The sequence below is a fragment of the Alteromonas ulvae genome, from assembly GCF_048987005.1.
Taxonomy (GTDB): Bacteria; Pseudomonadota; Gammaproteobacteria; order Enterobacterales; family Alteromonadaceae; genus Alteromonas.
Map to the genome: position 1 here is coordinate 3,120,942 of NZ_CP185261.1, position 10,831 is coordinate 3,131,772.

Consider the following 10,831-nt stretch of genomic DNA (forward strand, 5'->3'; position numbering starts at 1 on the left):
GTTCCTGAGAATTCCATCCTGTACCTTTGCCCCGGCCATAGATCCCGGTCAGACAATACATTTCTTACCATTACGATATGTACTGTACTGGCCCCATTCCCAACAAAATGAAGCCTCCAACGTGAACATGATATCGAGACTCAATCCCGCGGCTTTAGTACCTGCTGTCTACGCTTCACGAATAACGTTGCCGTCACCCATGCAAGACTCGCTTCCGGCTAGTGGTTAGCTTTTACCGGGAGGGAGTTGAACCCTCTGGAATTCAACGAATAATTTTGGTTACAACATAATTACCTCCTTTATTCTCAGGCTTAGCCTGTCGCAAGTTGGGCACACGCACGTCGTAAGTTCATGGAAGCGAAGAAAGGCGCAGGTAAAAAAGGCAGTGGCAAAGCAGATTGGGCACTGAATCACATCCAGAAACTCTACCGAACAGAAACACAGTTAAAAGATAAAACAGTGGAAGTGCGATACATCGCAAGACAAGAAAAAGGCCTGCCGTTACTCAATCAGCTTCATACATGGCTAGAGAAATCAGCACAACAAGTGTTACCGAAAACCAAATTAGGCGAAGCGATACAATACTGCTTGAACCAATGGGAAAAGCTAGCGCGTTACACACTCGACGGCCAACTAAATATCGATAATAATCGCGCTGAGCGCGCGATTAAGCCATTCGTCATAGGCAGAAAGAACTGGCTATTTAGCCAAACCGCTACAGGCGCAAACGCCAGTGCGGTTCTCTACAGTATTATCGAAACTGCAAAAGCCAACGACCTCAATGTATTCGAGTATGTGATGACTTGCCTTGATGAACTGAGCAAGCCTCACTTCGATGTTGAGCAACTGCTACCATGGCAGTTTGCTGAGCGCTAGGTGGGATTGTCGGACGTTTACACTCAATTGAGTTAATGTTGTTTGTTAATCCGTTACATAACTCCTTTTATCAGGTAATCGATGAGGCTGGGCTTAACGATGATTTGACTATGTGGGAGACCGACATCAACGCGTTTGTTGCTAAAAATCAACTGGGCGATCATTTTTATGACTTTGGCAAGATTTCAGGTAAAACCGACGACCCCTACCCCACTGCTAAGCAAACTAAGCCATTATCGTGGTTTTGGGAACCGGCGCACTACAATGAAAAACTGGGTGATAATCTAATTGAATCAATGACTCAGGGTTCTTGTAGCACACTGTAAGCAGCCGCGGCATGATACCCGACAACCTTGTTTAACTGTATCCGTGAACGGTTGCTTTGAGGCTTATCCAGCCAGCCTCCGTTAAACTGGTCCACATACTCATTCAACGCAAAAGCCGTACTTTTTGAGAATATGCGAGCGCTGTCGTCGAAATCCTCATTTTTGTTAGCTGAGTAAGCGGTTAAGCGCATCAGTTCGGCCTGCGCCCACCACACCGGCGTTGTAACAGTAAGGTTACTGTCATAATCACTTCTCGCAGCCAGATTGCCTGCTTGCTCATCCCAACCTGTTTTCATTGCATAAACATAAAGGCGCTTTGCTACGTTTCTAAAATGACTATCCAGACCTTTATCTACCGCTAAATGCAGCAGGTAAGCCCATTCAATCTGGTGCCCTAACTCAACGTAGCCGCCTTCGCTTATGGGTAATGGCATATTAGCATTAACGTAGTATTCAGCTAAAAAGCCTTGCGGTTGCATCAGCTTGTTTTCTACAAACTGTGCGATAAATTCAATATCCTGCCATACACTTGGACTTTGCGTTACATCGTGCAATGCCAGTAGCGCCTCGAATAAATGCATAAGGGGATTGATTGACCACGTATTGGTGAAAGCGGTGTTAAGCTTACCTTGCTGCGCCTCTCTGGCAAGCGTTAAACCTATCGATACCTCGCCAAGCATCCAGGTTTTTAACGCGGCATCTAAATAGCGTTTGTCTTGCGAAATCCTGTAGGCGTGTGCCATCGCAAAAATAGCAAAAGATGTACTATACTCTTTTGGCCCGTAGCGTTTTTCAGTATTGTATCGATTAATGCTCGAATGCCACAGCACTTTTGTGTCATCAAACATGGTTCTAAGCATTACATCAGCACTCTCAACCATTGCATTTAGATAACGATTCTCTTGTGTTACATCGTATCCCTTAGCAAACAAGTATACCTGCCTTGCCTGACTGTAAGACTCAACCGACTCGGTAGGGGCGATCTGCCAATTGGCATCAAAGGTTTGAACCATAAAGTTGCTGTTTTTCTCTGCCCAGTTAAGCCTGGGGTCAATTAACTGCAACATCTGGCCTTTAGCCAATTCAGAGCTAAGTATTAGCTCAATTTGCTTATTTTCTGCCCCACAACCAACGAGTACTATGCTAAGCAGACATAGTATTGGCAGGATGAGTAACCTTTGTATCATTGTATTGTCCTATGCCAGCTTCTGGGCAAATGCTGTAAAACCAATTGTTTTAGCCTAACCAAATGATACTGCTTACTAACAATAAGGAGTAAGGCAAACAACAGAGCATATACCAAACCGAACATAATCACCTCGATGGCCGATTGAATATAATGGCTAAGCGTCACATGTGCGTTTGGAAACGGCTCACTTGCTAGTAACCAGACAGGCGCCATGGCAGCACCGCTAAACCCTGCTAACACAGCGCAAAGTAACACTATAGGCATTAACAAGCGCCAATGCCCTGCAAATAGCCAAACGAGCAATATTAATGCCGTTGTCAGCCCTGTAACAGACCGCGCCCAAGCCAATTGAAGTAGGCTATATTCATGAGAAACCGACCACGCAAGAGCTAGGGCGACAGTGACGAGAGACAATAAATCGAACGTAAACAAAAACTGTACCCTACCCATGGCAATTAGGGCAGCATCCAGTACCTGAACAATGCACCAGTAAAAAAACAGGATAGACAGCACGGGCAAAAGCTCAGCGGCAATACGCCAATTCTCGCCAAGTAACACATACACAATTGGCTTTGCGTAAAACGCTAGGGCAGAAAGTAAAGGAATACTGATAGCAAACACTACAAATAACGAAAACGCGACATTATTAAGCAACTCTGCTTGGTTATCTCTGTCGTTTTTAAAAACGGCGAGTAACGGTTCAATAGCCGGGTTTAGCAAATAATGGGCTGGCATCATGGCCAGGTCGCGAGCCATATGGTAGTTCCCCAGCAAACTGGCATTAAACGATTTGGCTACAATAAAGGTGTCGACTTGTGAGCGCGCATAACCTAACAAATGCTTTCCCAACATCCACTGGGAAAACGCCCACTGCAGTTTTATATGTTTAAGCGTAAAGTGCGGTTTGCCTTTTAACACAATAAACGACAATACCAAGCCGAATAATGCAACCAGCAAATCGGTGGCTAAAAATGCCCAGTAATTGCCTAAAACAACCGCAAGTGAAATTAATACCGGCAACGCAAACAATCTTTCGAATAACGAGAGCCAAAAAAGTGGTTTAAAGCGCAACTGCCGTTTTAGCAGCATGAGTTTATGGGTTTTTAAGGCCTGTAGCGGCAGAATCACTGCACTCACCCTAATGGCATCAGTTAAATGAACCGCATCAAAAAAGCCCGCAATAAAGGGCGCGCTAACAACAATACCGAGCGCAATAACCACTTTTAGCAACAAGTTTAGCGACCATGCCGTATGTAAATCCAAATATGTAACGGTGTTTTTTTGGATGATGTACTGCTCACTTGCTGCATGAGAAAGAATATCAAACAAGTACAAGATCATACTTACAATGGCAATAAAACCGAAGTCTTCAGGTGTAAGTATGCGCGCAACGATGAATATACTGATTAAGCCTAGCGTTTTGCCCAATAACTTAGCGGCAACTGAAAAAAATGCGCTGTTGACTACGCGATTGGCATCAGACATTGGCTTGGCTTTCCCGTCCGTTCAATGGCAGTGCGGGTGCTATTGCACCAAACAGCATAAAGAAGAACCACATTCCCGTTCGCGCCGAATCGGTTGGATCGCCAAACAAGCCAAATGCAAACTGACCGGCTAAAAAGGCGCTAAACACGGCTGAGGGTAAACTGAATAACTGATTATTGCGATAGAAGGTAAAGTAGGCCGACACAATTAATGCAGCGATTAGCAACACGCCAAGTACACCAAACTGATAGGCAAAACTTAGATAAATGTTTTTAACATGCCAAACCAAATGCTCAAAGTCGTAGTAAAAAAACCAAAAGTTACTGCCATTGTTGAATGATGGATTGTGAAGTAACTGCTGTCCATAGGCGTCGGTAAGCGTTATCGACTCCACAATAAGTGGCACCTTACCTACGGTCGCTTTAATGGTGAGCGCGGAGGGAAGAGCAAACATGCTATCTGGCGTTGCGGTAAGTCCCATTAAATAGGTTTTACTTTGCCCCTCGCTTGTCGCTGGTAAGCTACGACGAATAGTATTGCCACAGCCTCCTGCCCAAAATTCAAAGATTATCATGTTGCGCCGACATATTGCCACCGCCACTTTTACCTCTTCACTGGCCTGATAGGTAATTTCAAATAAGTAGGCGCCTTGATTATCTAAACTCAGCCGTTGTGAGAACAGCAGATCTGAACCAGGGATTATTGTTAACGTTTCTTGCTGTTTGTTAAACTCAAACGTACCTATTTTGTCTAGCTCGCCGGCACCTGATAACGCGTAATTTGTGGGCATGGTACCCAAACCGTGCCCGAATAGAATATCAGAGGTATTCCACCTGCCACTGTCGATTATGCCTTGCCAATGCTCAAGACGAGTATTTAAATCGCTTGTGCTGGTTTCGGCACGTATATTAATTCGAGCACCTGAGAAAGCCGCTGCGAGTAATACACTAACAAGTAATAAAACAATAGTTTCCATTCCAATTCGCGCTAAGTCTATTTCCCGTTTACGGTTAAACATAAACACACCAACAAAAGCTAACAATGGTAAAGCAATATGGAAATACAGTGATAGGCCTGACATAGTATCTTTATCTACCCACTGACTGTTTTGAAAACTATCGAGGTTAATATAAGTAAAACCTAGATAGGCTAATATTAAAATAGGCAATGTAATAAGAGTGCTTATACGGCGATACGTACTTAAGAGCAGAATGAGTGCATATAGAAATCCAGCAGAGAGCTCGGCATAGTAACCGGTGAATTTATGCAACTGATAAACAGCGTAGAAAAGCAACGCGTAGCTAATTACATTGCCAAACACCATCATTAAAGACACATTATTGGCAGACAGCCTAGTAGTATTGCTGCCTGTTTCCAATACAGCAGCACTGCGCCATTTTTGCAAAAAGTACATAACGCACAGCACGGCAATAGCAATAAAACTAGCAGCGTAAGTTGCACGGGTAAAACCCATTAACACACCGTACATTACACCCACTACAGCGCCGATTGCGGTAAATCGAGCGACATTATTTTTAAAGTAAAAACAAGCGCCGAGTGTTAGCGGCAGTAAAATCAGATACATGCCGTCGATACTCTCACCACCAGTATGCATACCACTTATAATGCCCGTAGTACGATAAGCTGAGCTCAGGTTGAAGAAGGTATTCACCTTGGTGTAAATGTCTGCGCCGGAAAACAGCGTTCCAAGCACTTGTTTTTCCCACATAATAACCACAAACATCACAAAGCCACCCAGCATAGCGGCCAGTAACAAATGCTTTAATGCTTTTTCGGGCTCATCTGCTTTTTGTTGATAAAAAACCCACGACAGCAGTAATGCCCAAAGCAAGCCTTTGAAAATAACCAGCCCATTTAACGGTGTAACATAAAAGTTTGAGTGCATCGGGCTAAACGCACCTAACCAACTCAAATCGAAAGACGTATATAAGCAGAGGAATACCAACCCACTAGCAATGTAAAAGTGGCGAGTATTTTTTTGGCGCTTTTTATTAATTAGTAAAAAATAAATGCCCGTAGCGGCAACAAAAAAATCGAGTTCGTCTACGATGTATCGGCCAGTCCAAGGTGCTAAGTTAACCGCTATGGTTATGAATAAGAGAACATATAACCACAGAAACGGAAATAACCTTAAAGCAAACAAGTACATCACAACTGAAACTGTCAGTACTATTTGATAGGCAGGAAACGTAGCTATCCCATAAACCACAAATGCTAACAATAACAACGCAAATGTTAGGCTTATCATATTGCGCCCATTTGATGTGGCGTTAGTCATGACGAGTTTAACTCCTAAACTGAGGTAGCATTATTCAAAACCCATTAACAATAACTGTTATTGCACTCTCTAACTCTCCGGCATCATGTCCCACTGCTGCAAGCACGAACATTCTTCCGCCACTAGCATTCCCTAAAAGTACATTCTTCAATTGATGTACTTTGGTTTTTACCGAACTCGTGAATACCGTATTATCCACGTTATACCACCTTACAATACTGAGCTTCTTGCCATTTGAAGATACAACGTGATAAGCAGGAAATGTTAAACCGTTTATACTTATATTAGTGGTGTGGCTAAGCGAATACTGTTCGGGGTCGAATACACGGTGCAAATCGCTTACTAGTTCGTTATCGGTTTCACTAAACCACGCAGTATAAAGCTGTACGGTACAGTCAGCATTTAAAAGGTAAATGTGTGTTTGTGAGTCTGGTTGATGTACCTTTGGAGACCAGCTTGCTACGCCGCAGGTTGCGTCGTTAAGTTCATTGAGGGGAATGGTTTGCTCCGCAGGCAATGCAGTTGATGTGCGCGTAATGGCCGATAACCACAATAGCCCCAGTACCAGTGAGCTTATTACGCCTATCAACACTGGTTGGCTGAGCACTGGCTTTGCTAATTTGCCGATCTCAGTTTGAGCCACGTCAACTTGAGTGGAATTTGCTGTGCTGTCAGTTACAGGTGTTCGCATTAACTCCCCAATACCCAACAAACACACAATAACAAACGCAAAGAAAAACCAGCCGTAAATAAGATGATCGGCACCCGCGGCGTGTTCCATATCGGTCCAGTAAGCAATAAGAATAATGCCATATACCCGCACTATGTTTGCCAGTACAGGAAAAATTAATGATATTGCAACAAAGGTGGCTCTGCGCTTAGCCGATGCTAAATTCAAATACGCATATAAACTGCCTATCACAAAGCTAGCGATAAAAAAACTAACCCCAGAGCAAGCTTCTGCGACTAAAAAACGACCTTGAGGTATTTCTATGTACAAGCCGCTTCGGTAAAGCGGTACCCCTGTGAGTTGAAGTAGTGCCACAGAGCCGTCGGCGGCAATTTCTTGAAGATAAGGAATTAGCTGTTCACCAACAGGAACGCTAAATAGCATAAACACCAAGGGAAAGAGTATGGTTTTTGCGGCCTTAGTGCCAATCATTAACCAAATGAGTGCGGGCAAAAGCGTGTACGTAGCGGCGTGCATAAAAAGCTGTATATCGCCTGCCACACCCACTACGTAAAGCAACACTGCGGGAATAATAACAACAAAGGCAAGGGGTGTTGTGTAGATAGGTTGTGCCAGTAACTCGTGGCGCTTTAGATAAATAAGGTACAGTGCGCCCGGCACAATAAAAAAACCATGATTAAATATTTCGTTGCCATACCAAATTTCAACAACAGTAAGTAATCCTTGCCAACTAAATATTACCCACAAACACAGCACTAGTAAGCAACTGAGGTAAAAGCCCTTATTTTGTTTAAAGGGAGGAAGTTGAATTTCCTTTTTAATCTCTGTTTGCGTTAACACTCCTTTACTACTCATGCGTATTCCCTGCCCTTTTCTTTCTTATTATTAACCCGTGTATTACTTATTCTATTTCGTAAGCGTCTTGCATGGTTACCCAGTTAAAATCGTTTAGCAGCTTTACCACCTTGCCTTCCATTTTTGATAAATTAATGTAGTGGCGTACTTTAGATTTCCACGGCGCATTATCAAACTTTGGTTGTTGGGCATCTATTTCCCAAGGATGAAAATAAAAGCTGTAGGGTGCGCTTTCTGTTTTCATAAATTCGCTAATGCGTCGTTTCGATAGCCAGTAAGGGTAAAGTCTAAAATAGCCCCCGCCACCAATGCCCACGTTAGTGTCTTTTTTGCGAATGGTCGGTATGGGAATTTCTATTAACCCGTTGTCTCGCTGATATTTAAAGCGTGGCCACTCGGGCACGCCATATAAATCGTGGCTAATTGGGTAAGTGCTTGAAGAATAGGTAAAGCCCAAGTCTTTTAAAATATCGTAAGCCCAAGTGTTAGAATCGTTAATGGAAAAGCTGGGGGCACGATACCCTTTTAGGGCCACGCCACCAATGTTTTCCAGAATATCTTTGCTTTGCTTAATATCGTCGAATAGTTGCTTTTCTGTCATGGTAGTAGCGCGTTGGTGCGCTAAGCCATGGCTGGCCAATTCATGCCCTTCTCTTACTATACGTTTAATAACATCTGGGCAACGCTGTGCAACCCAGCCTAATGTAAAAAACGTACTTTTCACATTATTTGCCGCAAAGAGGTCTAAAAGACGGTTAGTATTATCGCCTACTCGTAGACTTATCGAATTCCAGTCTTTTTTATCTACCACACCTTCAAACGCAGATACTTGAAAATAATCTTCTACGTCTACCGTCATCGCATTGAGGCGATTATCTACCTTCATTCGTTATCGCCCTTTATTTACCGGCCTTTGCCAAATAGCACCACTTCAACGGTACGTATTAATATCAGAATATCCAGCAACAAGCTTTGATGCTTTACGTAGTACAAATCAAACTTAAGTTTTTCCATAGAGTCTTCAACACTTGCACCGTAAGGATAATTCAATTGCGCCCACCCCGCTAAGCCAGGCTTAACATTATGGCGTTGATTGTAGTAAGGCACCTCACGCACAAGTTGTTCAACAAATTGAGGGCGTTCAGGGCGTGGCCCAATGAATGACATCTCTCCTTTAAACACGTTTAACAGTTGCGGCAGTTCGTCTACCCGATATTTGCGAATAAAGTTACCTATGCGGGTTACCCGTGTATCGTTTTTACTTGCCCATTTTGCGCCGTCTATTTCTGCATCTGGGCGCATACTGCGAAACTTGATAATGTTGAACAATTTACCATTTAACCCTACACGCTCTTGCTTATAAAACACAGACACACCGGTTCTTCGCCCGTCATCTATATAAATAAATAACGCGGTGAACAACATAATAGGCCACACCAACAAAAAGATGATTAGCGCAATAAAGGCGTTAAAGGTGTAGTCGAGTGAATCGCGAAGGTAGTTTTGAGTTTGAAAACCATTTGAATAAATAACCCAACTTGGATACATCAAATTAACGACGATTTGCCCCGTTTCCCGCTCCATAAAATCAAGCAGTTCGGTTACTTCTATACCACGCAACCTGCAGTCGAAAAGCACTTCCACAGGCAATGTGCCGCGGCGCTGGTCACAGGCTATCACTATTTCTTCTATTTCATTGTCTGATATAAATTGCTGAAAGCTGTCGTCAATTTTTAAGTGAATGAGCTTTTCTTTGCGAATGCCCTCTTCGCGATTATCCCCTGGAATAGGAACAAAGCCTACTAGTTCGAAGCCTATTCTATCTACGTCTCTTCGCATACGCTTTTCGATAATAGAAGCGCGTTCGCCAGCACCTAACACTAGAATTCGCGCCTTGCCTAACCCCAGTAAGCCTAAACGATTGGTAAAATACCTAAACACGACAAGCGTAATGATAATGGCACCTACGGCAGCCGGTAAAAAATAAGGGTCCATGAGTAGGTTTTCGAAAAAAGCACGACTTATCACTTCCACTAAAAAGTAACTTAGCCCGACGCTAACGAAAATACGCCGTATTATGCCCCTGAACGTTTCTCTTAACTTTGCCTCGTAGAGACCAACAGAGAGCGAGCATAAAAGAATGGCTACCGTTAACATGCCAACATTAACAATCAATTTTTCAATGGAAACTGCTTGGGCCATGCCCATTTGGGTGAGAATAAAGTGGGAGATGTACCCCATGTAAGAAATAAGTAACGCTTCTGATAACACCAATATGTTTGAACGTTTACTTTGATTACGCTTGTTGCTTGCCACCCCTGGCCTCCAAATAAACTACCGCAGTTATCCCATCATAAAGGGATTTATTGTAATAGACTAGAATTGTTATTGGCATTATAGTGACATTTACCGTAGGGTAAACGCCAAAAGCAATAATTAACCATAATGAGTGTAGGATGATCTCTTATGTACCGTCTTAAAACGCTACTTATCACGTGCTGTACCCCTTTTGTTTTGTTCGGCCTTAATGGCTGTAGTAACACGGGCGTATTGCCTGAGGCCACCACAAGAGCCTCATTAACTACCGATGTTAACGCCTACCAATACTTAATTGGCCCCGGCGATTCGCTAACCATATTTGTATGGCGAAACCCTGAAGTTTCTGGGCAATTCATTGTTAGGCCCGATGGCAAAGTAACTACATCACTGGTAGAAGACATTGATGTTGCTGGCAAAACACCCACCATGCTTGCCCGTCAAATTGAAGAGCAACTATCGAAATACATCAACAACCCTCGTGTCACCGTGAGCGTTAATAATTTCTCTGGGCCGCTTAGTGAACAAGTGCGCGTTATTGGCGAGGCCACTAACCCAAGTGCGGTTAGCTACACAGAACATATGACATTGTTAGACCTTATGATTGCGGTAGGCGGTTTAACGGAATTTGCAGATGGTAACGGCGCAAAGCTCGTTCGAGTGGTCGACGGCCGCCAGCGTACTTATGAAATAAACATCGACGACTTGATAAGAGAAGGCGACATTACGGAAAACGTTGATATGCTACCTGGTGACATTGTTATCATTCCAGAGGCTTGGTTTTAATCAATAAG

At 43.4% G+C, this 10,831-nt stretch carries 8 protein-coding genes and 1 pseudogene; 3 read left to right on the top strand and 6 right to left on the bottom strand.

The features are described from left to right. Positions 1 to 318 precede the first annotated feature (318 nt). Both tnpC and ACOJR9_RS13690 read left to right on the top strand, forming a co-directional pair. Positions 319 to 876 (top strand): annotated as a pseudogene (gene tnpC, locus ACOJR9_RS13685) (IS66 family transposase); the annotation flags it as partial. Positions 877 to 911: 35 nt separating this feature from the next. Next, positions 912 to 1,202, top strand: a complete 291-nt coding sequence (locus tag ACOJR9_RS13690) for a hypothetical protein (protein ID WP_420933488.1) — start codon at positions 912 to 914, stop codon at positions 1,200 to 1,202. On the opposite strand, the gene ACOJR9_RS13695 is transcribed toward ACOJR9_RS13690, so the two are convergent. From ACOJR9_RS13695 to ACOJR9_RS13720, 6 genes are read right to left on the bottom strand one after another with little or no spacing between them, the layout of a single operon-like run. Further along, positions 1,178 to 2,389, bottom strand: a complete 1,212-nt coding sequence (locus ACOJR9_RS13695; protein ID WP_420933489.1) for an AGE family epimerase/isomerase — start codon at positions 2,387 to 2,389, stop codon at positions 1,178 to 1,180. The genes ACOJR9_RS13690 and ACOJR9_RS13695 overlap by 25 nt on opposite strands. Further along, positions 2,386 to 3,876 carry an oligosaccharide flippase family protein gene (locus ACOJR9_RS13700; RefSeq protein ID WP_420933490.1) on the bottom strand — a complete coding sequence of 497 codons (1,491 nt, stop codon included), beginning with the start codon at positions 3,874 to 3,876 and terminating at the stop codon, positions 2,386 to 2,388. The genes ACOJR9_RS13695 and ACOJR9_RS13700 overlap by 4 nt, the downstream gene beginning before the upstream one ends. Further along, entirely contained in the window at positions 3,869 to 6,175 is a 2,307-nt protein-coding gene (locus ACOJR9_RS13705) for a hypothetical protein (RefSeq protein WP_420933491.1), read from the bottom strand. Before ACOJR9_RS13705 ends, ACOJR9_RS13700 begins: the two co-directional genes overlap by 8 nt. A gap of 34 nt (positions 6,176 to 6,209) precedes the next feature. After that, positions 6,210 to 7,721, bottom strand: coding sequence for an exosortase A (xrtA, locus tag ACOJR9_RS13710; protein ID WP_420933492.1), 1,512 nt, complete (start codon positions 7,719 to 7,721; stop codon positions 6,210 to 6,212). A gap of 46 nt (positions 7,722 to 7,767) precedes the next feature. After that, positions 7,768 to 8,607 (bottom strand): XrtA system polysaccharide deacetylase, encoded by an 840-nt coding sequence (locus tag ACOJR9_RS13715; protein WP_420933493.1) that lies wholly within the window; start codon positions 8,605 to 8,607, stop codon positions 7,768 to 7,770. A gap of 17 nt (positions 8,608 to 8,624) precedes the next feature. After that, complete coding sequence (locus ACOJR9_RS13720) at positions 8,625 to 10,037, bottom strand: TIGR03013 family XrtA/PEP-CTERM system glycosyltransferase (protein WP_420933494.1); 1,413 nt, start codon at positions 10,035 to 10,037, stop codon at positions 8,625 to 8,627. Positions 10,038 to 10,187: 150 nt separating this feature from the next. Between ACOJR9_RS13720 and ACOJR9_RS13725 the strand changes: the two genes are divergently transcribed. Next, positions 10,188 to 10,823, top strand: a complete 636-nt coding sequence (locus tag ACOJR9_RS13725) for an XrtA/PEP-CTERM system exopolysaccharide export protein (protein WP_420933495.1) — start codon at positions 10,188 to 10,190, stop codon at positions 10,821 to 10,823. Positions 10,824 to 10,831: the final 8 nt, after the last annotated feature.

What these genes read in the sequence shown, in the direction of transcription:
- ACOJR9_RS13690 (WP_420933488.1), top strand. Translation starts at nt 912, where the DNA reads ATGTTGTTTGTTAATCCGTTACATAACTCCTTTTATCAGGTAATCGAT.
- ACOJR9_RS13695 (WP_420933489.1), bottom strand. Translation starts at nt 2,389, where the DNA reads ATGATACAAAGGTTACTCATCCTGCCAATACTATGTCTGCTTAGCATA.
- ACOJR9_RS13700 (WP_420933490.1), bottom strand. Translation starts at nt 3,876, where the DNA reads ATGTCTGATGCCAATCGCGTAGTCAACAGCGCATTTTTTTCAGTTGCC.
- ACOJR9_RS13705 (WP_420933491.1), bottom strand. Translation starts at nt 6,175, where the DNA reads ATGACTAACGCCACATCAAATGGGCGCAATATGATAAGCCTAACATTT.
- xrtA (WP_420933492.1), bottom strand. Translation starts at nt 7,721, where the DNA reads ATGAGTAGTAAAGGAGTGTTAACGCAAACAGAGATTAAAAAGGAAATT.
- ACOJR9_RS13715 (WP_420933493.1), bottom strand. Translation starts at nt 8,607, where the DNA reads ATGAAGGTAGATAATCGCCTCAATGCGATGACGGTAGACGTAGAAGAT.
- ACOJR9_RS13725 (WP_420933495.1), top strand. Translation starts at nt 10,188, where the DNA reads ATGTACCGTCTTAAAACGCTACTTATCACGTGCTGTACCCCTTTTGTT.